At 35.3% G+C, this 25,911-nt stretch carries 22 protein-coding genes; 5 read left to right on the forward strand and 17 right to left on the reverse strand.

The genetic code is table 11. From position 1 onward, the window contains the following. Positions 1-106 precede the first annotated feature (106 nt). Together SJY30_RS12215 and SJY30_RS12220 are read left to right on the forward strand one after the other, a co-directional pair. Positions 107-481: a hypothetical protein gene (locus SJY30_RS12215; RefSeq protein ID WP_396632454.1), complete on the forward strand. Its 375-nt coding sequence runs from the start codon at positions 107-109 to the stop codon at positions 479-481. 140 nt (positions 482-621) lie between these two features. Continuing rightward, a complete protein-coding gene (locus SJY30_RS12220) occupies positions 622-1,326 on the forward strand; it encodes a tetratricopeptide repeat protein (RefSeq protein ID WP_396632455.1) in 705 nt (234 codons plus the stop codon). 141 nt (positions 1,327-1,467) lie between these two features. Here SJY30_RS12220 and SJY30_RS12225 read toward each other — a convergent pair whose 3' ends face one another. Beyond that, positions 1,468-1,968, reverse strand: coding sequence for a hypothetical protein (locus tag SJY30_RS12225; protein WP_396632456.1), 501 nt, complete (start codon positions 1,966-1,968; stop codon positions 1,468-1,470). A gap of 63 nt (positions 1,969-2,031) precedes the next feature. Between SJY30_RS12225 and SJY30_RS12230 the strand changes: the two genes are divergently transcribed. Continuing rightward, a complete protein-coding gene (locus SJY30_RS12230; RefSeq protein WP_396632457.1) occupies positions 2,032-2,979 on the forward strand; it encodes an NAD-dependent epimerase/dehydratase family protein in 948 nt (315 codons plus the stop codon). Positions 2,980-2,998: 19 nt separating this feature from the next. Here SJY30_RS12230 and rimK read toward each other — a convergent pair whose 3' ends face one another. The 6 genes from rimK to SJY30_RS12260 all read right to left on the reverse strand — a co-directional run bounded on the left by rimK (position 2,999) and on the right by SJY30_RS12260 (position 9,746). Beyond that, positions 2,999-4,369: a 30S ribosomal protein S6--L-glutamate ligase gene (rimK, locus tag SJY30_RS12235; protein ID WP_396632458.1), complete on the reverse strand. Its 1,371-nt coding sequence runs from the start codon at positions 4,367-4,369 to the stop codon at positions 2,999-3,001. Between the two features lie 37 nt (positions 4,370-4,406). Next, the gene (locus SJY30_RS12240) at positions 4,407-5,933 is read right to left on the reverse strand and encodes a bifunctional GNAT family N-acetyltransferase/carbon-nitrogen hydrolase family protein (RefSeq protein WP_396632459.1); all 1,527 of its coding nucleotides are present in this window, start codon (positions 5,931-5,933) and stop codon (positions 4,407-4,409) included. 113 nt (positions 5,934-6,046) lie between these two features. Further along, entirely contained in the window at positions 6,047-6,370 is a 324-nt protein-coding gene (locus SJY30_RS12245; protein WP_396632460.1) for a hypothetical protein, read from the reverse strand. Positions 6,371-6,372: 2 nt separating this feature from the next. Further along, positions 6,373-7,350 (reverse strand): deoxyhypusine synthase family protein, encoded by a 978-nt coding sequence (locus SJY30_RS12250; protein ID WP_396632461.1) that lies wholly within the window; start codon positions 7,348-7,350, stop codon positions 6,373-6,375. Then, positions 7,337-8,275 carry an agmatinase gene (speB, locus tag SJY30_RS12255; protein WP_396632462.1) on the reverse strand — a complete coding sequence of 313 codons (939 nt, stop codon included), beginning with the start codon at positions 8,273-8,275 and terminating at the stop codon, positions 7,337-7,339. Before speB ends, SJY30_RS12250 begins: the two co-directional genes overlap by 14 nt. A 58-nt stretch (positions 8,276-8,333) precedes the next feature. Further along, positions 8,334-9,746, reverse strand: coding sequence for an arginine decarboxylase (locus SJY30_RS12260; RefSeq protein WP_396632463.1), 1,413 nt, complete (start codon positions 9,744-9,746; stop codon positions 8,334-8,336). A gap of 483 nt (positions 9,747-10,229) precedes the next feature. On the opposite strand from SJY30_RS12260, the gene SJY30_RS12265 reads away from it, so the two are divergent. Beyond that, positions 10,230-10,976: a hypothetical protein gene (locus SJY30_RS12265; protein WP_396632464.1), complete on the forward strand. Its 747-nt coding sequence runs from the start codon at positions 10,230-10,232 to the stop codon at positions 10,974-10,976. A 478-nt stretch (positions 10,977-11,454) separates the two neighbouring features. Here the strand turns inward: SJY30_RS12265 and SJY30_RS12270 are convergent, their stop codons facing one another. Beyond that, a complete protein-coding gene (locus SJY30_RS12270; RefSeq protein ID WP_396632465.1) occupies positions 11,455-12,024 on the reverse strand; it encodes a RidA family protein in 570 nt (189 codons plus the stop codon). Positions 12,025-12,260: 236 nt separating this feature from the next. Here SJY30_RS12270 and SJY30_RS12275 point away from each other — a divergent pair, with 236 nt between their 5' ends. Beyond that, complete coding sequence (locus tag SJY30_RS12275) at positions 12,261-13,505, forward strand: MFS transporter (RefSeq protein WP_396632466.1); 1,245 nt, start codon at positions 12,261-12,263, stop codon at positions 13,503-13,505. 73 nt (positions 13,506-13,578) lie between these two features. Here the strand turns inward: SJY30_RS12275 and scpA are convergent, their stop codons facing one another. The 9 genes from scpA to SJY30_RS12320 all read right to left on the reverse strand — a co-directional run bounded on the left by scpA (position 13,579) and on the right by SJY30_RS12320 (position 25,761). Continuing rightward, complete coding sequence (scpA, locus tag SJY30_RS12280; protein WP_396632467.1) at positions 13,579-15,741, reverse strand: methylmalonyl-CoA mutase; 2,163 nt, start codon at positions 15,739-15,741, stop codon at positions 13,579-13,581. Continuing rightward, positions 15,734-17,107, reverse strand: a complete 1,374-nt coding sequence (locus SJY30_RS12285; RefSeq protein WP_396632468.1) for a methylmalonyl-CoA mutase subunit beta — start codon at positions 17,105-17,107, stop codon at positions 15,734-15,736. The genes scpA and SJY30_RS12285 overlap by 8 nt, the downstream gene beginning before the upstream one ends. Positions 17,108-17,215: 108 nt before the next feature. Further along, positions 17,216-18,073, reverse strand: coding sequence for a DUF6503 family protein (locus SJY30_RS12290; protein ID WP_396632469.1), 858 nt, complete (start codon positions 18,071-18,073; stop codon positions 17,216-17,218). A 254-nt stretch (positions 18,074-18,327) separates the two neighbouring features. Then, positions 18,328-18,477, reverse strand: a complete 150-nt coding sequence (locus tag SJY30_RS12295) for a YqaE/Pmp3 family membrane protein (RefSeq protein WP_396632470.1) — start codon at positions 18,475-18,477, stop codon at positions 18,328-18,330. 108 nt (positions 18,478-18,585) lie between these two features. Continuing rightward, positions 18,586-19,002, reverse strand: a complete 417-nt coding sequence (locus SJY30_RS12300; RefSeq protein ID WP_396632471.1) for a response regulator — start codon at positions 19,000-19,002, stop codon at positions 18,586-18,588. Positions 19,003-19,013: 11 nt separating this feature from the next. Next, positions 19,014-21,308, reverse strand: coding sequence for a PAS domain S-box protein (locus SJY30_RS12305; protein ID WP_396632472.1), 2,295 nt, complete (start codon positions 21,306-21,308; stop codon positions 19,014-19,016). Positions 21,309-21,605: 297 nt separating this feature from the next. After that, entirely contained in the window at positions 21,606-22,730 is a 1,125-nt protein-coding gene (locus SJY30_RS12310) for a glycerate kinase (RefSeq protein ID WP_396632473.1), read from the reverse strand. 10 nt (positions 22,731-22,740) lie between these two features. Beyond that, positions 22,741-24,345 carry a sodium:solute symporter gene (locus SJY30_RS12315; RefSeq protein ID WP_396632474.1) on the reverse strand — a complete coding sequence of 535 codons (1,605 nt, stop codon included), beginning with the start codon at positions 24,343-24,345 and terminating at the stop codon, positions 22,741-22,743. A 102-nt stretch (positions 24,346-24,447) separates the two neighbouring features. Continuing rightward, positions 24,448-25,761, reverse strand: a complete 1,314-nt coding sequence (locus tag SJY30_RS12320) for an MGH1-like glycoside hydrolase domain-containing protein (protein ID WP_396632475.1) — start codon at positions 25,759-25,761, stop codon at positions 24,448-24,450. Positions 25,762-25,911 lie beyond the last annotated feature (150 nt).

The following is a 25,911-nucleotide window of genomic DNA, read 5'->3' on the forward strand; positions in this document are numbered from 1 at the left end:
TCCCTTTCACAACAAATACCCAAAAACAGCGTTAATATATTATTGGTTTTCAACTACTTATCGACGTATGACATACCTTTGTCTAACAATATAAAACCATATTATTATGAAGAAAGATAAATTACGGGAGAGGGTTTTAGTTGAATTAGAGAAGCTCATCTCCTTAAGTTGCAAGAACCCAAACGGTTCTAAAAAGTACGAAGAATTACATATTGCGTTATTGAAAAAATACTATAATGCAACAAGCGTAACTATAGACTATCATCGCCATAGAATTAAAATGGAGGTAATAGAAGACGATAGCCTATATGACCCTAAAACGGTAAATACTTATTTACCAACATTTTATACGAACTTACTATTTAACAACTTATGTAAGTTTCTAATTTCATGTGTTGAGAAAGACAATAAGAGTATTGGCTTTTATACACAGCTTTTAAATTCTTTTAAAAAATCTAATAAGAGATTGGAATTAGCTTAAGAAGTTAAAAACTGTTGAAGTTAAAAAAAGGTGACCTGTATGTAGGTCACCTTTTTTCATTTCTAACATTTAAACCTTTCCTTAACAAGATCATACAGATTATTTTAATAGTTTAGCGCACTTTAAAAAGAACAAGAAAGATGAAAAAATCACTTTTAATAGTAGTAGCTGCTGTATTATTATCTTGTAGTTATGGATATTCACAGACCAAATCAGAATTACTAAAACATTACGAAGCATTTTATGACCAAATGCGATTACAAGGCGATGTTGATGGCGTAATTAATGCCTTAACGCACTTAAATGTATTATCACCGTCACAACAAAGAAATGATACTTTAGCATATATTTATGCAAATGACAATCAACACTTACAAGCTTTAAACATTATAGGAATCGAGAAAGTAGATTCTGATTCTAATTTAGCCATTCAAGTAAAAGCGGTTTCTTTAAAAGCGTTAAACCAACCAAAAAGAGCTTTAGAACAATTTGAAGCTTTGTATGCCAGAGAACCTAATGCATACCTTGCATATGAATTGGCAGATCTTAAGGTACAAACAGGCGATAATGTAGGTGCTTTAAAACATGTAGAATATGGTATTGCAAACGCCAAAGATGACATGAAATATGCGTTTTATGAACGTCAGCAACCATACGAAGTTCCTTTAAAAGCGGCTTTTATTCACGTAAAGGCTCTTATTCAATATAATATGGACAAAGGTAATATTGACCAAGCGATCGCTACACTAGACGAAGCTTTGGCAATCGACCCCAATTTCAACTTGGCAAGTATGAGTAAGCAAGCGCTAACTTCTAGAAGAGAAGCTCCTGAGGAGAAAAAATAATAGCGAAATGTTATTGAAAATAGAAAAGGCGAATCATATGATTCGCCTTTCTTATTTTCTTTATTTTAAATTCCTTCTATCAGGTTTATCCTTGTCCTTCACTTGGGCTTTAATCAGCAGTTTATCTAAATTAGAAATACGCTAATTATCTTCATTTTTGATTAATTCATCTGGCAAGGTATTATTCACTACTACATTAAATTGATTTCTTAAATCATTGAAAGCGGTAATCATTTGAAGAATGGATTCTCTTGGGTTTTGTTGATATTCCAAATCTCCCTTGGTTTTTAAAATATAGGTCTTAAATAGCTTTTGACGTCCTTTCACCTGGGGAATATTGAATTTCTCTGGATACGTACCTTCTTCCATTTTTTTCTGATTCTCTATCAACTCATCTACTAAGAACTGAAAATCTTCTATATTTTCTGAAGTGTAGATTTTATCAAAACTCTTATCTAAAGCATTGTACTCCAGCCAATCATTTAAAATGGTCTTCGCTTTGGCATCGACACGAGATTTCTGTGGCAAGCTATCCGTGGTTTCTTCCCAACGAATTTCACGAATACTCGATTTATCTTGCGCCGCATCTTTACAAGATACCGCCAACACCACTATTGATAAAAAAAGGATAATTTTGGACATAAGCGAATGTACAAATTTTAAGAAAAGGTATCTTTATCTCAAATTCATTTAACGCAAATTTTAATGCCAAAATATATATTGATTATTGGAGCCTGTGGGCAAATAGGAACAGAATTGACCTTAACGCTTAGAGAAAAGCATGGCGGTGAACATATTATTGCCAGTGATATTAGAGAAGGTAATGATGAATTAATGGCCTCTGGACCTTTTGAAATCTTAGATGCTACCAATTATGATGCCTTAGAAGAAGTTATTGCATACTACGAAATATCTGAGGTGTATTTAATGGCGGCCATGTTAAGTGCTACGGCAGAGAAATTCCCCATGCGTGCGTGGAATTTGAACATGAATACGTTGTTCAATGTATTGAATCTGGCAAAAGAGAAAAAAATAGATAAAATTTTCTGGCCATCCAGTATTGCAGTTTTTGGACCGAATACACCCAAAGACGATACCCCGCAAAATACCATTATGGAACCAAGTACGGTTTACGGTATAAGTAAGCAAAGTGGAGAACGTTGGTGCGAATATTATTTCAATAAATTTAATGTGGATGTGCGAAGCATTCGTTACCCAGGACTGATCAGCTGGAAAACCATGCCAGGTGGCGGGACTACGGACTATGCAGTGGAAATCTACCATAAAGCACTTTCTGAAGGCTCATATACTTGCTTTCTAAAAGAAGACACAAACTTGCCTATGATGTTCATGGACGATGCCATACGTGCCACTTTACAGATCATGGAAGCACCTGAAGAGAGCATTAAAGAACGTTCTGCCTACAATTTAGCGGCAATGAGTTTTACTCCAAAAGAAATGGCGGAAAGTATTAAAGCTGTAATTCCTGAATTCAACATAGCCTACGAGCCAGACTTTAGGCAAGAGATCGCTAACTCATGGCCAAGCAGTATTGATGATAGCAATGCGCAACAAGATTGGAATTGGAAAGCAGAATTTGATCTTGAAAAAACAACAAAAGTAATGTTAGAAAATTTGAAGAACAGGATTTAGCCTGTTCTTCAAATTTTTTTTACCCTACAAACTTCAATCGTTTTTCAATTGCCATGATCATAGCATTGGCGATGTCTTTACCTGTAGCGTTTTCAATACCTTCTAAACCTGGTGAAGAGTTTACCTCTAACAATAAAGGTCCTTTATTGGAACGTATAATATCTACACCTGCCACGGCAAGGTTCAATACCTTGGCTGCCTTCAAAGCCAATTTCTTTTCGTCTGTAGTGATTTTGATAATCGATGCTTTGCCACCTTGGTGAATATTAGCTCTAAACTCTCCTTTTTGAGCTTGGCGCTGCATGCTTGCAACTACTCTACCATTTACTACGAAACAACGAATATCTTGTCCGTTTGCTTCTTTGATAAACTCTTGTACCAATATATTGGTATTAACACTTTTAAAAGCGTTAATAACACTTTCTGCTGCCTTATTGGTTTCTGCTAGAACAACACCTTTACCTTGCGTACTCTCCAGAAGTTTAATAATTAATGGTGCACCGTTCACCATTTTGATCAAGTCTTTGGTGTCCATCGGTGATTTTGCAAATCCGGTTATGGGTATATGAATATCATGATTAGAAAATAACTGAGATGCGAACAATTTATCCCTTGACTGTGTAATTGCCTCCGCTGAGTTTTGGCAGTAAACTCCCAAATTATTAAACTGACGAATCAATGCACAACCATAAAAAGTAACAGATGGCTTAATTCTAGGAATAACGGCATCATAATCCTTCAAAATAATACCACCACGATATCTAATTTCAGGCGAATGAGCATCGAGCTTCATATAGGCTTGTTCTACATTTAAAAAATGTATTTCGTGCCCTCTTGCCTCTGCAGCTTCTACTATTCTTTTATTACTGTATAAGTTTGGATTACTTGCCAAAAGGGCAATTTTCAATCCCGTTTTTTCCTTGTAGTAAGGAGCGTACAAAGTATTAATTTCCTTATCATCAAATTCTTGTAGTTGATAATTTACGGCAGGGTTAACAACAAAACGCTCGTTTAAAGCTTCTCTACCCAACAGCATACGAAACTCCATCGTATCTCTATTGGCAAGCGTCAGTTCAATATCAAAAGTATCTTCACCAATAGTCACCGGTGTTTTAATAACCAATCGCTCTTCAGAAATACCCGATGAACTTTTTACCATACGGCGAGCAACCAATCTTGCTTGACATTCAATGGCAATACTGCGATTTTCTTGCAAAGGGCTCACCTCAAACTTTACCCATTCTTGTCCGTTTCTCGTAACAATCTTTAAATTGGTAGCTTGTATGGAAGATGTTTTTGCTCCGGAATCAACCCTAGCCTTAATCGCTGGGATACCCAAATCATTAAACACACACCACTCTTCACTACCTACTATCTTTAAATTATCCAATTTTGTTTGTTTTTGACCCCTAAATATACAAGCTTTCTTATTTCTTTTTTAACTCAAATAAATCTGTTCTTCTATCGCGAAGATTACGTACTGCCCCAAACTGATTTAGTTCTCTAAGTAAACTAATATCAACATCGGCAATTAAAATCATTTCGGTATTCGGTGTTGCCTCTGCTTTAATTCCATTGGTTGGAAAAGAGAAATCACACGGAGTAAATACCATAGATTGTGCAAACTGAATATCCATATTTTGCACATTAGGCAAATTACCAACACTACCGGCAATTGCCACATAACATTCATTCTCAATAGCTCTTGCCTGTGCACAATTACGAACTCTAGAATAGCCATTTTGCGTATCGGTCAAGAAAGGAACGAACAAGATATCCATACCTTCATCAGCCAATAATCGGCTTAACTCCGGAAATTCTGAATCATAGCAAACCAACACGCCTATTTTACCACAATCGGTATCAAAAGCTTTTAATTGATTTCCACCTTGCATACCCCAGACCTTAGCCTCATCCGGAGTTACATGCAGTTTTTCATAACGCTCCATGCTTCCATCTCTCCGGCATAGATACCCCACATTATACAAACGTCCATCTATCATTTCTGGCATACTGCCTGTTATAATATTGATGTTATACGATATGGAAAACTCAGAGAATTTCTGAGCGATTGCCTGTGTATGTTTTGCCAACTCTCTAATAGCATCTGGCGTAGACATATGATTGTTTACAGCCATTAATGGCGCATTAAAAAACTCTGGAAACAATGCAAAATCGGAACGATAGCCAGAAACCGCATCTATAAAATATTCTGCCTGCTCCAATAGCTCGTCCAAATCTTTATAAGGTCTCATTTGCCACTGGATCAACCCTAAACGAATTACGGTTTTCTTAGTGGCAGCTTTCTTAGAGGGTTTTTGGTAATAAATATTATCCCACTCCATCAAAATAGCGAAATCTTGAGACGCCTTATCACCATCTAAATAGCCTTTCATCACTTTTGCAGGATGAAAATCATTACTAATTTGAAAATTTAGGACCGGATCTTGAATCTCTTTTCTACGCACCTTATCGATATATTCCTTTGGAGACAATTCTGATGCGTATGAATGATAATTAGGCATACGACCACCAAATACAATACTCTTTAAGTTCAACTTCTCACAAAGTTCTTTTCTATAATCATATAAACGTCTCCCTAGGCGCAAACCTCTAAAGCTCGGTTTTATAAACACTTCAATACCGTAAAGCACATCACCTTCATCATTATGAGTATCAAAACTGTACTTACCGGTAATTTGTTCGTAGGTATGGGTATCATCAAAAGCATCATAATCTACCACAATGGACAAGGCTACTCCTGCCAGTTGCCCATTGATCTTGATAACGACCTGTCCTTCTGGAAATTTATCGATCAAAGATTTTATATGTTCCTCTTTCCAATATGAACCAGGCATGTTGGTGTAAGCAGAAATCATAGCAGTTTTCAGTTCTTGATAATCATCAAGATCTAAAAACTTTAATTCAATATTTTCAATTTCGTCGATTTTCATTTATCTGTTGTAAGTACAACGCTATTTATTTTAATTTTTATGTGATTCATTTTCCGGTTTACAAGAAGCAAACCGGTATTTTAAAATGTACTATTTATTAGAAACTAGGTAAACTAGTCTTCATCTTCACTATCAACCATATCCTCAGGGTCTGGCTCAACTACTGCTTTTGGATCATCATCATCAAAATCCTCATAATCATCCTCATCATAATTCTCCATCGTATATTCAAGCTTGGCACTGATTTTCACTAAGTACTTAGTGTCTTCGGTCAATACCTCAACAGCTTCTATACGTTCTCCTTGTCCGTTTCTGAAAGAGATAATGTTACGGTCATCATACCCATCTGGATATCTTTCTACTAATAGTTTTAATACCTCGGGCGTCAACTTTTTAAAGTCCACGATCACTCTTTTTAAATGTGCGTTCTTATCCATAATTACATGTCTAATAGGTAAGCAAAAATTAAGGGCGCAACAATTGTCGCATCACTTTCAATAATATATTTAGGTGTATTGATATCTAATTTTCCCCAGGTAATTTTTTCATTGGGCACTGCACCTGAATACGAACCATAACTGGTTGTACTATCACTAATTTGGCAGAAATAGCTCCAGAAAGGCGTATCTGTACGCTCCATATCTTGATACAACATTGGCACTACACAGATTGGAAAATCACCTGCGATACCACCACCGATTTGGAAGAATCCGATTCCGTTTTCTGAATTTTGAGTATACCAATCTGCCAAGAACGTCATGTATTCGATACCAGATTTCATGGTACTCGCTTTCAATTCGCCCTTCATTACATATGATGCAAAAATGTTCCCCATTGTACTATCTTCCCAACCTGGGCAAATGATAGGCAGGTTCTTTTCTGCAGCTGCATACATCCAAGAATCTTTAAGGTCTATCTCATAATATTCCTCTAGCACGCCAGAAAGCAACATTTTGTACATAAACTCATGAGGTAGAAAACGTTCCCCTTTATCATCGGCATCTTTCCAAATTTTGAAAATATGTTCTTGTAATCTTCTAAAAGCTTCTTCTTCTGGAATACAAGTATCCGTAACTCGGTTCAAGCCTTTTTCCAATAGATCCCACTCGTCTTGCGGAGTCAAATCTCTGTAATTTGGAACACGCTTGTAATGCGAATGTGCTACCAAGTTCATGATATCTTCTTCTAGGTTTGCACCTGTACAAGAAATGATCTGCACCTTATCTTGGCGTATAACCTCTGCAAAGATTTTACCTAATTCTGCAGTAGACATAGCACCTGCCAATGAAACCAACATTTTGGCACCATTTTCCAACTGCTCTTCGTAGCCTTTTGCAGCATCTACCAAAGCAGCTGCATTAAAATGTAAATAGTATTTTTCTATAAAATTGGTGATTGCACCTTTAGTCTTCGTCATCTTCGAATCTTGAATTTGTGTTTGCTTTATAATCAACATCAAAAGTATTGTCATACTCTTGATCAATATCTTGCCCTGCAAACTTATAGCTGAGCATTTTGTAATATAATTTAGCCGCCAAAAAATCTGACGATTTATCATTTTTGTTAGGGCATAGTTCTACGATGTCAAAACCTACTACGTTCTTATCTTCAAAAACCTGTTTTAAGAATTCTAAAGTCTCGTACCATAGCAATCCGCCTGGCTCTGGAGTTCCTGTAGATGGCATAATAGAGGGGTCAAAAGCATCTAGATCTAATGTGATAAATACATTTTCTGTCATAGCCTCTATCACTTTATCCGACCAATACTCATCGGCTACCATTTCGTGAGCGAAGAATGTTTTTTCTTCATCCATTACGGTTTTTTCGATAACATCCATAGAACGAATACCAACTTGTACCAAATTGGTGGTCTGGCTAGCTTCATATACGGCACAAGCGTGGTTATACTTGGTACCATCATAAGACTCCCTAAGATCTGCATGTGCATCTATCTGCAACACGGTTAGGTTGTCAAAACATTCATTAAAGGCACGAATTGATCCTATGGAAATAGAATGTTCCCCTCCAAATAAGGTTACGAACTTATTACGCTTAATAAAGTCTTTGGTTATAGCATGTACTTCATTGACCATTGCCTCTGGCGAACTGTTTTCGGTTATAGGTTCGGTTAAATGAATCCCCTGTTTGTAAACCTCTGAGTCGGTTTCAATGTCATACAGTTCCATGTTTTCAGAAGCTTCCAAGAAAGCTTCCGGGCCTTTGTCCGCTCCTTTACCCCAAGTACTGGTTCCGTCATACGGAACAGGTATCAAGATAATTTTGGACTTCTCTAGTTGTGCGAATTCATCGGAAATACCGGCATAATTCTTAGATGTACTCATGATATATTAGCTATTATTAAGTGGTTTTGTAGTGTAAATCTTTGTAATCAAATTAATTTTATTCAGTATCAGAAGCTACATCGTAGCCCAAAATATCCAATAAATCTTCTGCTTTTTGTTGGGCTCTAAATTGCTTATAAGTGAAATTGCCGTTCTCGTCTTTATCGATTAATATATGTTTTGGCTGCGGAATTAAACAGTGCTGCAAACCGCCATACCCACCAATAGATTCTTGATACGCTCCCGTATTGAAAAAACCGATATACAATGGCTTTTCTCGCTTATATTTTGGCAAATAAATAGCATTCATATTCTGTTCGCTATTGTAGTAATCATCGCTATCACATGTCAATCCGCCCAACAGCACTCGCTCGTACTCATCGTTCCAACGGTTAATAGGCAGCATGATAAATCTTTTGTTGATTGCCCATGTATCTGGTAACGTAGTAATGAAAGAAGAATCTATCATATTCCATTTCTCCCTATCGTTCTGTTGTTTCTGATATAAAATCTCATAAATAGCACCGCCACTTTCGCCTACCGTAAAGCTGCCAAATTCAGTAAAAATATGTGGCACGGGTACATCTGCTTCTGAACACGTAATATTGATCTGGTTTAAAATCTCATTGATCATGTATTGGTAATCATAGTCGAATGCCAATGTGTTTTTTATAGGGAAGCCACCACCAATATTTAAACTATCTAATGAAGGGCACATTTTCTTTAAACGCACGTATACCTTTAAACACTTTACAAGCTCGTTCCAGTAGTACGCATTGTCACGAATACCAGTGTTAATAAAGAAGTGAAGCATTTTAAGTTCTACCTTATCATTATCCTTTATTTGGTTCTCATAAAACGGAACAATGTTCTTGTAACCAATGCCTAAACGAGAAGTATAGAACTCAAATTTTGGTTCTTCTTCCGATGCTATACGAATACCCACTTTAAAAGTATCATTGATGGCATCTGAAAGTAAATCTATCTCCTCATAATTATCGATAATGGGCACGCAGTTTTGGTGACCGTTATTAATTAATCGAGCAATATTATCAATGTATTTTTCACGTTTGAATCCGTTACAGATGACATACGTTTGATCCGTTAATTTACCATCTGCTTTTAGTTTTTCAATAATATTAATATCAAAAGCAGAAGAGGTTTCCATATGAATCTCATTTTTAAGAGCTTCATGCATTACATGTTGAAAATGCGAACTCTTTGTACAATAACAATAATGGTACTTACCTTTATAGTTATTCTTTTCTATAGCATTTGCGAACCAGTTTTTGGCTCTCAAAATATTCTCTGATATTTTGGGGAGGTATGTAAATTTCAACGGACTACCATATTGTTGAACCAAATCGTTCAACGGAATGCCGTGAAATTGTAAGTTCTCACCATCTAAATTAAACTCTTCCTGAGGGAAATAGTAAGTTTGATCAATAAGATCAATGTATTTGGTATTCATGAATTGAATATTAAATAATAATGAAATATGATTATGATAAATGTAGTAACTAGCCTATAGACTTAAAGTTAAGAAAACGTAACTATTTTAAGTTAAGACATCACACCAGAATTTGCTTCTGAGTAGTAGGAATAAAGAAGTAATCATGCTGACTTTGCATGATAGTAGAATATGAGTTGGAAGTTTGCTTAACTAATCGGCAACCTATCTTATAAGCCATTTGAGAAAAATACTTCCAATTTCCCTCAAACCCGAACATAGAATAACGATACATAATGTTCAGCTAAAAGCCTGAAATATCCAACATACAAAGTTGTATCTTAGGACAGGACAAATGAAATCAAAAAAAATGAAAAAACAAGCATTTTTATTTTTTTTACGATAATTAACGTTTTTTAAGTAAATCAACCCTAGAATAGTATAAAATAAAATATAAATAACTTATTTTCAATTGATTATTCAACTCACTAGCAACTCATAAAAATGAAAAAATCTTACTTAAAATTGCTACAATCGTCTCTATTTTTATTTTTCGCCGTTAGTTTAGTTTCATACGATCAAATTCCGTCCGGAGTCTATATAGATACTATTCAAAATAATGGTTCAAAAACGGTGCATCAGGTAAAGGTAAACGATGATTATTTCATCTATAATACATATGAAATTGAACCCGCAAAATTCATAAAGACTGTTGGCGGATTTTTTCAAATTGAAAATACAGCATCAAATACCCTTTTGGTTGCATTGTTAGAATTCAATTCTAATTTTAAGAATGATACTTTAAGACAATTATCAATACCAATAGAAATGGACGGTGAAAATCTAAAAATGAATTGGAATCAAAAACTGACATTAACACCACTTGATGCTACAACACAAGATTTAGAAGGTGCTTGGCTTTTTGCAACTAGAGGACCGGATACCGGGCAAGAAAGAAGAGGTGAAGAAAATTCAAGAAAAACAATGAAGCTTTTAATGGAAAATACATTTCAATGGATAGCCTATAACACCGAATCTTTCCGATTTTCAGGAACTGGTGGCGGCACCTACTCATCAGTAAATGGTATCTATAAAGAACACATAGCATTTTTCTCTAAAGACAATACTAGAGTTGGAGCACAATTAGAATTCAATTATAAGCTAGAAGGAGATGACTGGCATCATACAGGAAAAAACAGCAAAGGCGAACCCATGTATGAAATTTGGAGTAAAAGATTATTGACAGAATAAGCAAGGTCAGCCAACAAACATTTATAAAAACACGTTTGATATAAATTCTGATGGCATGAATATTAGAAGGAGATTATAAAAACGCTACCGTTCATCGAAAATAACATTGCTAAAACATTAGCCTGCCTTGCTTTTTATAGATTAGTAGAAAACTCCTACATATGTCTAACTACATTAACCTTTTCGGATTTTTCGCCATTTGTTTAATCGTTGCCTTTTTATTGGTATTCTTTTTTAGTGAAAACAAGCATTAAATCAAAAGTCTAATACCATATTAAGAGATTGTTCATTACTATATAGAAATAGAAAAGCCGATTGACTAAATCGGCTTTACCAAACTAACTCAAACTAAGAACGTATTCTCTTTAGAGGCACAGCAAAATTATAGTTCCAAGTCTGCTGAAAAGCGATGTAAACATCAAGCGTTTGTTATTAAATTGATATTTAGGTTTAAAACGCGTACATATTATCAAAGCTACTACTCGTACACCTCAACAACCATTTCTACCTCCACTGCCATGTTTCCTGGCAAAGAACCCATGCCTACCGCAGCGCGTGCATGCTTTCCATTATCACCAAAAACAGCAACCATCAAGTCTGAATAGCCATTGATGACTTTAGAATGATCTTTGAAATCTGGCGAAGCGTTCACCATACCGTGCACACTAACAATCCTTTTTACTTTATTAAGATTGCCTAATTCAGCTTTTAAAACCGATAACTGGTTAATACCAACTTCGCGTGCAGCTTGGTAACCTTGTTCTACTGTTAAACTATCGCCCAACTTACCAACAATATTTTCACCATTAGCTTGCTTTGGTCCTTTACCCGCCAAAAATAATAGATTGCCCGCTCTTGCAGCGTGTACATAATTTGCAACAGGCGTTCCTTGATTCCTAAGCTTTACATCTAAACTATCAAGCATAGCCTCTGGGTTATAATCTGCATTGGCAATTACATTAGAGCTTTTATCATTTTCGGTTCTTGTATTTACATCGGCACAACTTGTGAAAATAAAAGCAAAAAGAACATAAATAGCGTATTTCATATTGTATAATTAAAGGTGGTTATTTAGACTACAAGTTAGCTAATAGTTCATAATCAGCACTATACTGTTCAAACCTACAAACCGCTCATTGCATAAAAGACATTAAAAATTATACAAATGCTATTTTTTGTGCTTTATGTCGTAGTTAAGGTATCATTTTACTAAAAAAGCGTTGATATTATTTCATTTTTATTAGTTTAGCAAATTAACAAAACAACAACTAAATCAATTTAAATATGGAAAGTTCTACAGTAACTTCTAAAGTAAATGCGAATAGGCTCTTTTACGCCAGCTGTTTCGCTTTAATTACCACGGCATTCTCTTTTGCCATTGCAGCAGGTATATTAGACCAATTAAAAACGGAATTAGATCTAAGCGCAAGTCAAGCGGGACTTATAACCTCTATGTGGTTTTTAGGTTTTCCAATTGCTATGGTAATCGGTGGTTTGATCTATCATAAAGTAGGTGGCAAAGTCATTATGCAATTTGCATTCTTTGCACATGCCATTGGTATTTTACTTTTAATTTTTTCAGGAAGTTATATGGGTCTTTTGGTTGCCAACCTCTTAATTGGACTTGGTAATGGCTGTACCGAAGCTGCTTGTAACCCTATGATCGCAGATGCGTACAAGGGTAATAGAATGAGTACGATGCTAAATAGGTTTCATATGTGGTTCCCAGGAGGTATTGCTGTAGGAAGCTTATTATCTGGTTTTATGACAGATATGGGAATCATTGGTCAGAGCCAAGTATGGTTGTTACTAATACCAGCGGTTATTTATGCATTTTTATTCTTTGGTCAAACGTGGCCTAAAGCTAAAATTGAAGAAGCTGCAACCATTAGCGGAAACTTAAAAGGTATGTTTACTCCGTTATTTTTGTTCATTGCAATATGTATGGCACTAACAGCAATTTCTGAATTTGGACCTAACCAATGGGTTGGACTTATTCTTTCTAAAAGTGGAGCTGAACCAACTTTAATTTTAGCACTGACGGCAGGCTTAATGGCTGTAGCACGTTTCTTTGGAGGCAGCATGGTAGCGAAATTCAACCAAACGGGAGTGTTATTAGGATCTGCAATTCTAGCAACTTTAGGTGTCTATTTGTTTAGCACGCAAACAGGGGCAATGGCTTATGTTGCCGCTGTAATATTTGCATTGGGTGTTGCTTACTTCTGGCCAAACATGATTGGTCTAGCTGCTACAAAAACACCGAAAACAGGTGCATTGGGTATGTCAATAATTGGAGCAATAGGGATGTTTTCATCTTCAATTTTTCAACCTATTATTGGTGGTTGGATCGATGCTGACAGAGCAGCTGCAGAAGCACAAGGCTTTACAGGTGATGAATTAGAGCTAGTATCTGGTCAAGAAACTTTAGGTACTATGGTACTTTTCCCAGCTATACTTATAGTGCTATTTACCATTTTATATTTCTGGTTGAAGAACAAAGAAGCAAATGGTGAAATTGCTACAGCGTAATTTCTTTTTATGACATAAAAAATGCCCGCGCAATTTCATTGCTCGGGCATTTTTAGTTTATCGTATTCTCAATTTATTCTAAAAGTATTTCCAACAAGTGAATCGCCGCATCACTGATCTTTGTTCCCGGACCGAATACAGCAGTTGCGCCAGCTTCCTTTAGAAAATCATAATCTTGTTTCGGTATTACTCCGCCAACAATGACCATAATATCTTCACGACCGTAGCTTTTAAGTTCTTTAACTACTTCAGGTACCAAGGTTTTATGTCCGCCAGCTAAAGATGAAATGCCTAAAATATGGACGTCATTTTCTACTGCCTGCTTAGCTGTTTCCTTTGGCGTTTGAAAAAGCGGACCTATATCAACATCAAACCCTAGATCAGCATAACCTGTAGCAATAACCTTAGCTCCACGATCATGACCATCTTGTCCCATTTTGGCAACCATAATACGTGGTCTACGCCCGTCTTGCTCTGCAAATTGATCTGCGAGTTCCTGTGCTTTCTTAAAACTACTATCTTCTTTAATTTCTCTTGAATACACCCCTGTAAATGAATTTATAATTGCTTTATGTCTGCCAAATGCTTCTTCTAAAGCACTACTAATTTCTCCTAAAGTTGCTCTCTCTCTTGCCGCGTCTACTGCTAAAGCTAGTAAATTTTCTTCCGAATCGCTATCGTCCAATTTATTTTTAGCAGCAATGGTAAGTTCTTTCAGTTTTTGGACAACTACAGCTGTATTTCTATTTGCTTTTACTTCTTTTAGTCGTTTTAATTGCTGCCTGCGCACTTCTTTATTATCGACCTCTAAGATCTGAAGTTCATCTTCTTCACTCAATTGATATTTATTGACGCCTACAATTACATCTTGCTGACTATCTATTCTTGCCTGTTTTCTAGCGGCGGCTTCTTCAATTCTAGTTTTTGGGATACCGGTTTCAATAGCCTTTGTCATTCCCCCAAGATTCTCCACCTCTTGCATCAACTCCCAAGCTTTATGCACCAAATCATGCGTTAGTTTCTCTACATAATAACTACCTGCCCACGGATCTACAGTTTTGGTCATGTTGGTTTCTTGTTGCAGGTATATCTGTGTTTCCCTAGCAATACGCGCAGAGAAATCTGTAGGCAGCGCTATAGCCTCATCTAATGCATTGGTATGCAAACTCTGTGTACCTCCAAATACGGCAGCAGCAGCCTCTATAGTAGTTCTTGCTACATTATTGAACGGATCCTGTTCTGTAAGGCTCCATCCGCTAGTTTGGCAATGTGTTCTCAACATTAACGATTTCTCGTTCTGTGGATTAAATTCTTTCACCACTTTAGCCCATAACATTCTTGCAGCACGCATTTTGGCAATCTCCATAAAGTGGTTCATCCCTATGCCCCAGAAAAAGGAAAGTCGCGGTGCAAAATCATCAATTTGTAATCCCGCTTTTATGCCCGTTCTAATATATTCCAAGCCGTCAGATAATGTATACGCCAATTCTAAATGTGCAGGCGCACCGGCTTCGTGCATATGATATCCTGAAATACTTATACTATTGAACTTAGGCATATGTTTACTCGTGTACTCAAAAATATCCGCTACCAGTTGCATAGAAGGTTTTGGCGGATAGATATAGGTATTACGCACCATAAATTCCTTAAGAATATCATTCTGTATGGTTCCAGATAACTTATCTAACGGTACACCTTGTTCTTCTGCCGCAACTATATAAAATGCCATGATAGGAAGTACTGCACCGTTCATAGTCATAGAAACCGACATTTCATTTAAAGGAATACCGTCAAAGAGTACTTTCATATCTTCAACGGTATCTATGGCAACGCCTGCCTTACCAACATCACCAACCACACGTTCATGATCACTATCATAACCTCTGTGCGTAGGTAAATCAAAAGCAACGGACAAACCTTTCTGCCCTGCTTTTAAATTCTTTCTGTAAAATTCGTTGCTTTCTTTAGCAGTTGAAAATCCTGCATACTGTCTAATAGTCCACGGTCTCAACACATACATTGTTGAATAAGGACCGCGTAGAAACGGTGGTATACCTGCTGCAAAATTTAGATGCTCAATATCATTGATATCCTCTTTTGTATAGCTTTTTTTCAACGGAATAGATTCCGCAGTAATAAACGGAGCGTCGTCAGATTCTCTATTATTACTTTTTTCCTCTTTGCTAAGCGATACCGAATTAGCTAAATTAATATGTTGTAAGTCTCTTCTACTCATGTGACAAACGGTTTTGCTCAAGTTCTTCTGCCAATCGTTTTACTATAATAGGTGTAATCAGTGTTTTCCTTGGATTCTTTTTTACAAATGGATATAATTCTAACTCCTGATTCATTTTATCCTCTTCGTTTAGAAATACATTCGTACCTACCAGAACAATCTTTTTTTCATTGAACTTTTCTTGTTGTTTACGTGCACCATCAGCAATTCTATTCTGAATGGTATGATTCTTTAATTGTTTTAAGAATCCGCCATCTTTTTCAATCGATTTGAATAAAATCAATGCTTTTTCTGCCAATTGACTGGTTATGGTTTCAATATAATAACTACCCTCTGAAGGATTTTCTACCTTATCAAAATAACTTTCTTCTTTCAACAAAATAAGCTGGTTTAAAGCTATTCGATCGGCAAATTCATTATCCTTTTTATAAACGGCATTATAATTTAAATTGAACACCGTATCCGCCCCTCCTAAAACTGCAGACATACATTCTGTAGTAGTTCTCAACATATTTACGTTATAATCATAAATAGTCTTGTTACGCTTGCTTGGCTCTGTTGTTATATGGCACGGAATGGAAATTTCATAAGCATTTGATAAAACTTCCCAAAGGTTACGCAATGCTTTAAGCTTTGCAATTTCAAAAAAGTAATTACCCCCGACCGCTACCTTAAAATCTATATTTTTTAATTTATAGAGGGAGTCTTTCTCTTCTAATATATTCAAGTATTCATTAGCATGAGACATGGCATATGCTAATTGTTGAACCATATCCGCTCCAGCATTTTCATAAAGCGAAACATCAACGCAAAGTAAATTTTCAAAATCATTGGAAATTAAACCCCCAACCAAATCGATATCTGTAGACATTGTATCGTACCAATTACCTGACCTAGCCAAATTACCTATTGGGTCTATTTGAAGATGTACATTTTTTGATCGGGAAACCTTAGTAAGTATTTTGTCTATATATTCTTTAGACAAAAATTGCATATGTAGATATACTTTTACAACATTAAAATCAATATTGTTCAAAATTACGGCAATATCAATGGTTGTATCCGGAATTAGAAACCGTATAGCTTCAGCGCCTTTTTGAATACTTTTAAGCGCTTTCTCATTCGCCATTATGGCATTACCGGCATATATCATTTGCCCAATATTCCATGATGAGATTTGAGAAGTCTTCACCTTTACATTCTCTAAGTCATCCGCATGATAAAAAGGTTTTACCTTTATTCCTTCAGGAGAATTCCAAACAACCTCTTCATTATAATCTTTTCCCTTTAAATCATACTGAATTTTCTGTTTCCATTCTTTTTCAGAAATGGTCTTAAAATTTTTAAACAAGGTTTCACCCTTCATACAAAACAGAGTTTAATTAAATAACGAGTTTTTTGATTATACTATTAAAACTGAATTTAACGCAATCTCTCAAAGATACAATAAGTAAACTGTGTTCTAGAATGAAGATTATTCTATCAATTCAGTCGCGTTAAGATTACGCACATTTTCGGTTTCAATTCTAGAAAGTTCTTTCAGCTCGTTCTTTTCGAACATAGTAGGTAAATCTTTTAATGGAGTACCAACAGGAGCTGCCCAATTGATGTAATCTTGAAAACGAATACCATCAATAGTTCTTTGATTATATGCGCTTCTAAAACGAACACCGCCATTATTGGTACTATAACTGTACGCTAAGTAATCAATAAAATGAGATTGTTTATGTACCCAGTACATAAAAATATCATCATGATCTTTACCACCGCCTTCTTTACCAAAAGTGACTCTTACGATATCATAATCTTCACCTTTAATAACCGTTTCGCCAATAAGCTCTTTATGAACCGCCTTATCGTTTAACTTATGTGGCAGTGTTGCAAAATATATAACCGAGTTCAAAGCATTGCTATGAATTGAAACGTCTTTTTCAGAGAGGTCTACCAATTCATCATTAATAGTTCTACTAAAAGATCCATTGTTTAAATTATCTTCAATTCTATTACCAATACTATCCTTAAAATTTACACGATAAGCAGCACCATCAGTATTATTGAACATGTATATTTTATCTCTAAAAACAAACTCATAGTTTGCTTTATCATATTTGGCACCACCGTGAGCAACAATAGCGTTTTGAACTATAGCCTCTGCACTTAATTCTTGGCTTTCTACTTTAGAATTCTGTTTTGAACTGGCTTCATCTTTTTTTGAAGTTTCTTTACAACTTACAATGTTTAAAACCACCAAAGCGATTACTATTTTAAGATACTTGATCATTTGTTCAGCGTATAAATTAGGGTTGGACTTATCAGTAATTACCTCAACCATTCATTAAAAATTAAATAGTCGATTGAAAAAGTAGTTACTAACGTATCAAATTTATTACTTAATTGAATGAATTTATAGTCTCTCTTCACAATAAGTGTTAACAACTGGCTGAAATATAGGAAGAGAAAAAAAAGCGTTACAATTATATTATATCAAGAAAAAACCGAACAACTATCATAATTTTAATAGCAATTCGGTTTTTAAATGTCACTGCCAAAACAAAGTAGGCAAGACATATTTATGATTATAAGCTCTTAGTTAACAATAAAAGCGTGGATCACACCTGGTAACCAAGCCAATAAAGTTAATACGATACTTATTAATAAAGTTGTACCAACACCGTGTTTCATAAATACAGCTAATGGTGGTAATAAAATATTTAAAATAATTGTTAGTATAGACATTTTCTTATTTTTTAGGTTCACTCAAAATTACTGTCATTAAGCCATTTAGCTTAACCCGTTTAAAATGAATGATAACTTAAAAAATAAAATACAGTTCTTACCCTGGGCTTAATTCTTTCTTTCTTCCAACAATTCTTCTATAATGGCTTTTAATCTTCCCAAACCAATAGGTTTGACAATATAATCTGATATAGCGCTTATATTTTTGGCTCTTTCGATATCTATAGGGTCTAATGAAGATGACACCATATAAATCGTAATCTTTTTACCTACCCTAGGTTTAATTTTTACATATTCTTCCATAAACTGAAATCCGTCCATTACCGGCATATCAATGTCAAGAAAAATTACATCAGGAAATACCGAGTCTTGATCAAGATTGTCAAGCATAAAATCTATAGCTTCTTCGCCATCTGAAAATGCCATGATTTCCATAGGCAATTTTGTTGATTTAAGTGTTTTGACCATGGTATACCTATAAATTAAGTCATCATCGACAATACAGGTTTTTAAAACATTATTCATAGCAAGTTTGATTATAAAATTATTGTAAAAGTTGTTCCAACATTGACCTCGCTATTAGCAGTTATAGTACCTCCCATAGCTTCTACCTGGGTCTTTGTCAAAAACAACCCAACGCCTTTAGCGTCTGGATGTCTGTGAAAAACCTTATTAAGTCCAAAAAGTTTGTGTCCGTGCTTTTTCATGTCAATACCCAAACCATTATCTTGGAATTTTAAAATAGTTTTTCCTTTCGCATATTCAGAAGTAATCGATATTTCGGGGACTCTATCCTGAGATTTATATTTTATTGCATTACCTATCAAATTAAGAAAAATGCTTTCAATATAAATTTGATTGTAAATAATATTGGAAACAACTGAAAAATCTGCCTTGATATTGACATTATTTTTTAAAATTTCGCCACCCAATATCTGTATGGTTCGGGTATGCACAGAATTTAAATCAATTTCAGTCAAATTCTCTGAGGCATCACCAACTTTGGTTTTCAAGGCTTCTACAAGAGTGTTCAAAGTAGTTGTCAAGTGATCTATTACGTTACTGAACTTACCAAATATCTCTTTTTTCTCCTCTTCATCTTCGATATATTCGTAAATTTCTAAAAGCGAGTTTAGGTTTGCAACAGGAGCTCGTAAATTATGAGAAGTTATATGGGTGAAATCTGCCAATTGTTGATTTTGGAAAGAAAGTTTTTGAGTGAAAATTTCCAAATCTTCCTTAGCTGCAATTAGCTTTCTTTCTGCCTCTTTAGCTTCTGTAACGTCTTGGCATGTACCTATCATTTCCAATAATTCGCCCTTTTCGTTACAAAAAACTTTAGCCAAAATATCTATAGTTTTTATATTTCCAGAGAAAGTTTTTACCCTATGCGTTAATTTTTGGAAAATTTTTGTTTCGTTGGCATTTTCAAAATGTTTCAACACCATTTCTTTATCCTCATCGAGTATCATATCAAAATATAACTTGAACGTTATTTTGATAGGCTCTTTATCATAATCAAAAATAGAATACAAATTATCTGACCAAGAACCTATATCATTAATAGGATCCCATTTCCAATGACCGATTAAACTAATACGCTCAGCAAGGTTCAACAAATCGTTCTTTGTTCTCAATTCATCTTTTATGGATTTAATTTTAGTTATGTTGGTGGCAACCGAAATAAAACCCTCGTTTTCTGAATTTGAATTATTAATAGCGGTTATAGTTGCCAATACAGGTATTTTTTCGCCATTCTTTTTTTTGAATTGCCATTGCCTAGTATCATTAATGTCCGCATTTCTATAATTAAAATCGTTATCTAAAGTATTGCCTTTGAATTTTAAGGTTATTTCATCTCTAAACTTATCTAATTCATCTTGAAGTAAATATGTATTTGGTTTTTTTAAACCGATCATTTCTTTGGCACTATATCCAAGTAATTTTTCTGCACCACTGTTAAATCTGTTGATAACACCATCTTTGTCTGTAGTAATTACAGCAATGGATTTTGAATTAAATATTGCTTCTAATTCTTTGTTAGCTTTACTAAGTTTACGTTCAGATTCTTTAATTGCGGTAATATCTTGTACAATACCGAATACCTTGGTAACCAAGCCCTCTACATATTCTGCTTTTCCAATTGTCTTAATAAACTTAAGGTTACCTTTTGGAGTCCTAATCTTGAACTCCTCATTCATTTCTATACCCTTTTCGAGTAAATCGAGCATGCATTTTTCTAAAAAATCTCTTTTTTGTTCTTCTTCGATTAATTCTAATAAAATTTCTAAACTAGGGTTAAAATCTTTAGAAACATCATGAATTTCATAAAGCATATCACTCCAAAGAATTTGATTTGTATGAGTATTGATTTCCCATGTACCAATGCGTGCAATCTCACTGCAGTCACTTACAATAGTTTCAAATCGCTTTTTTTCGAGTTCTCGTTCTTTCTGCTCTGTAATATCCCCTGTATGCATAAGTAGCCCTCCTACTTCACCTTCCGTATTATACCATGGGCGTACATCCCAATAAATCCACTGTAAAGAACCGTCAGCTCTTTTAAAAGGGGCTTCCTCACAAACATTTATTTCACCTTTTAAACAATTTTGATGGTCTTTTTTCCAGTCATCGCCAATTTCTGGAAAAACATCATAATGGCATTGACCAATAACATTTTGTTCTTCAAGTTTATAGTCTTTTAACCAACATTTAGATACTGCTAAGTATATCATGTTCTTATCTAACATGGCAATGGCAGTTGGGGCTTGTTCTATAAAAATTTGGTGATACTTTTCCAGATACTCCGGATTATTGGGATATTGACTCAACTTATTAAATTTAACACGTATTTACGTTAAAAATAATAATAATTTACTTAAAAATATAACTATAAAAATATTACATCATATAGAATTACAGAATTGAAAATTTTTCTATTTCCCTATGTAGAATTCTATAATTCAACGCAATGTTTATTAATTCCTATTTTAATGTATATAGAAGTTACAAAGTGAATTATTTTTATAAAACATGAATTAAGTATTAAAATAATGTCTATGAGTGGGAATAGGCTAGGTTAGCTAGCTAAAAAAATTATTCGAGTTATAAAATTTTAAGTAGCCTTATCATTTTAATAGACTAGCAAAATTAAAGCTAGCGTTTACCAGATTGTCTTTACTATGCTCTATGGCTTCATTCAACGTAGAAACCCCTCTCACAATTGAGGCTACATAATCCAGTCCGAATTTTTGTTGTTGTACCACGGTTATACTGACTGATCCGCAGAGTGCGGCAATAGGAATTTTTTTAAGTTTTGCAGATTTCACGACCCCATCTATTGTTTTACCGGAAAGTGTTTGTTCGTCTAATTGACCTTCGCCAGTAATGATCCAATCTGCACCATCAATGACCTTATCAAAATCTGCCAGTTCTTTTACTAGATTATTTCCTGAAATTAACTCCCCATTTAGAAAAACAAGAGCACCACCGCCTACTCCGCCAGCTGCACCGGCGCCACTTACTTTTTGTAAATCGATTTCATAGCGATTCTCAATAATTTCGGCAAAATTACATAGACCTTGATTCAGAAATATAATCTCATTTTCAGAAGCACCTTTTTGCGCACCATAAATATAAGCGGCACCTTGAAGCCCGTAAAAAGGATTGGTAACATCACATGCCACTTTTACGGTTATCTTGTCAAGCTGCGGGTGTTTATTGGAATCATCAATTGTTTTAACCTCAGAGAGATTTTTACCTACCGGTGACAATTCTTGTCCTTCCCCATCTAAAAATCGATATCCCAAAGCATTTGCCATGCCCATACCCCCATCGTTGGTAGCACTACCGCCAATACCTAAAATAATTTCAATAGCACCTTTTTCCAGTGCATCATAAATCAATTCTCCTGTACCCGAAGTTGTGGTTTCCATACAATTTCGCTCATCTTCTGAAAGCAATTTTAATCCTGATGCTTCTGCCATTTCAATGTAGGCGATTTTTGTTTCATCAGAATATAAGTAAGAAGCACTGATAGGCCTAAAAAGGGGGTCTTTTACCGTAACTGCAACCTTTTCTCCTTTTATATAATGTTTAGCGACTTCCATTGTACCATCTCCCCCATCTGCTAAAGGTCTTTTCAAAATTTCGGCATCGTTGAACACCATTCGGAGTCCTTCTTCCACGGCATCGCAAAATTCGAAACCGGTTAAGGAGCCTTTAAACTTATCTGGTGCTATTACAAATTTCATCGTTGTAAGATTAATTTAAAATATTCGGTAGTGCAACACTGAACGCTATAATAGCTACAAAATAGGCAATCAATATCATTACCTCTTTTTTACCTGAATAGTATTCTACTTTTAGCCCTTCGTTTACCGTTCTTTCAACAGTGTAGCTAACCGCAAGTGCCACCAAAACAGTTACCAAACAACCGAGAGCATTCCACCAGAACCAAAAGATCTGTGGTACATACAACCATAGATAAACATTAAACAAAACACCTGCCACTATACCAATATTTGCACCAAGCGCATGTGTTTTCTTGGTCAGGATAGCCAAAATAAAAGCTGCCAAAATTGGACCGTAGAAAACCGAACTTATCTTATTGATCACCTCTATAACCGTACCCTCTATATTACCTGCAAAAAAGGCGAAGAACAAGCATACAAGCCCCCAAAATATGGACAAGAGCTTAGAATAGGTCATGTATTTATTATCTGGCATATTTGGATTGAACCTTTTAACAAAGTCTTCCATAGTTACTGCAGAAAGTGAATTTACCGTTGAGCTTAATGTAGACATAGCTGCTGACATAATAGCCACGATCAAAATTCCTATTACCCCGTTAGGTAAATATTTTATGATAAAAACCGGCACCATTAAATCTGCCTTCTTACCCGCTAGAGAGCCAATATTTGCCTGATAAACAGTTTCCATCTGTTCTTGAAAAGTTACATCTTGTAGTAATAATGTACCCAATACAAGCCCCATAATACAATAGGTCAATGTAAACGGAAAACGAAGTAATCCGTTTGCCATCATCAGTTTTTTAAGGTTAGACATGCTACTTGATGATAACAATCGTTGCGATTGGGTTTGATCTGTGCCGTAGTAGGACGCATATAGAAAAAATCCGCCTATGACCATGGGCCAAAAACCAAATTCATCATTTCCATCGGCATTATTAAAGCCCCATTTACTGAAGTCTACCGCTGTAATTCTATCAGTATCCACATGAGTTAGAAAATTATCTACTCCACCAAGCTCACTAAAACCAAAATACAGACAAATAATAATACCTATAAATAGAATACTCATCTGAATTACATCTCCCCAGATAACCGCTTTCATTCCGCCTTGAAATGAATATACCATGGTGATAAGACCGATGATTAATATAGAAATCCAAAAATCCAGTCCAATGGTTGCCTGTAGAATTAGAGCCATAGTATACACCATAACCCCTGTGGCTACCGATCTGCTAATTTGAAATACAAAGCTTATCAAAAGACGGGAAGAGGAGTCAAATCTTTTCTCCAGATATTCATATACGCTAACAATGCCAGATTTATATAATGTAGGTAATACTGCAATAAGTAAAAAAGCCATTGCCAAGGGCACGCCAAACTCGTACGTTAGCCACTGCATGCCTCCACCATCTTTAAGACCTACAAATGCAGGTGCGGAAATAAAGCTTATAGCCGATAATTGCGTTGCCATTGCCGAAAGGCTTAGCGGTAGCCATGATGTTTTACGACCACCCAAAAAGTAATCGCCACCAGAGTTGTTCTCTTTGAACATAAAGCCCAACCCTAAAAAGCCTGCTAAATAAACAACAATAATGATATAGTCAACGTAATTCATACCTTAGTTTCTATTTTTTTTGATTAAAAAGCCAACCATAACAATACCGAATAGGTAGAATACAATTAAAAAGTAATCAATATAATTCATAACACATCAGTTTTAATCGGTATTCACCATATCAATATATAAAGCTGCGCTCCATGAGAAATTATTACCTCCGTATCCGGTAGGGTTTTCACTGCCCGTGTCTTTTCTACAGTCAAAATATTCGTAAAACCCATATCTCTCAATCAGTTCAATACTATCGTTTTTAACTTGCTCTGCAACTTTTGAAAAACCATAGTTTTTAAGTCCAAGAAAAAGCAACCAGTTCATGTTGATCCAAACAGGACCTCTCCAATATTTTCTTGGGTTAAATCGATCGTTCGTTGGATCGAATGATGCACAGAGGTATCTATCGTTTCCTCCAAATTTATCCATCATGGTATTCACCAAAACATTGGCTCTTTCGGGCGAAGGAATATTTGCGAACAAAGGTGAAAAAGATGAAGACGTTATATGGCGAATAGCTTTTTCATTCCTTAGATCATAATGCACGTAGGCACCGAGTTCAACATCAAATAACTTCTCGTTAAAACTTGCGATACTCTTAGATTGCCATTTTATTAAGGTTTTAATCTTATCTTCATTACCCCCAATTAATTCATACAATTCAATTAAAGCTTGATTGGATTTAATTAGCATGGCATTGAACAATGGATCTTGTACCAAAAAAGGAGACAATTCCGCTATTTTACCATCGTCATAATTATTCTGTTTAGCAATATCTATGATATACAGGTAGTGATCATACTCCCTTTTAGAAGGACGTTGAGAAGCATCTACATGGGTGGTATCTTTTCTAACGAAATTATATTCTGGCGGATTCATAGTATCCCAAATATCATCCCAAACAGGTGAGTTGTCAGTACCAGATTCCCAGTTGTGATAGATGTATACCAAACCTTCATCTTTGGGATCTCTATTCTCATAGAAATATACGTGATTGTCAAAAACCTTATCGATTTCTTCTTTGATAAAGCTCAACATATCATCTTTATCTTCTGCAATACGATGCATTTCTTGCAACACAAAACCAGAAACAGGTGGTTGCGTCATACCCGTAGACCTATATTTTTTAGAGGACAAAGGGTGCAATTCAGATTGATGAAAATCTGCACCGGGAAAATATGAATCGTTATCCGTATGAAAAACGATATGCGGTATAAATCCGTTACCCCATTGAGAATCTAACAATGTTCTCATTTCGGTTTTTGCCTTTTCAACATCATAATGGGCAAAACCGATAGCGATAAACCCAGAATCCCACTTCCATTGAAAAGGATATAGCCCTGCGCTTGGTATGGTAAAACCTCCATCTTGAAAATTTGCATCTAATACTGCAATTGCTTTTTTATATAATTCTTGCTTCATATTATCTCATAAATAACCTTGGGGCCACCCCACTAGGTTTTGAATTGAAAAATAATTATCACTTCGACTCAAGCGTCGGAGCAATTAAATCTCGATTATCGAGTAAAAAAACACATTGGTAATTCTCCAACCACCAATGTGCTCATCATT

This window comes from Maribacter sp. R86514 (assembly GCF_044597005.1).
GTDB lineage: Bacteria > Bacteroidota > Bacteroidia > Flavobacteriales > Flavobacteriaceae > Maribacter.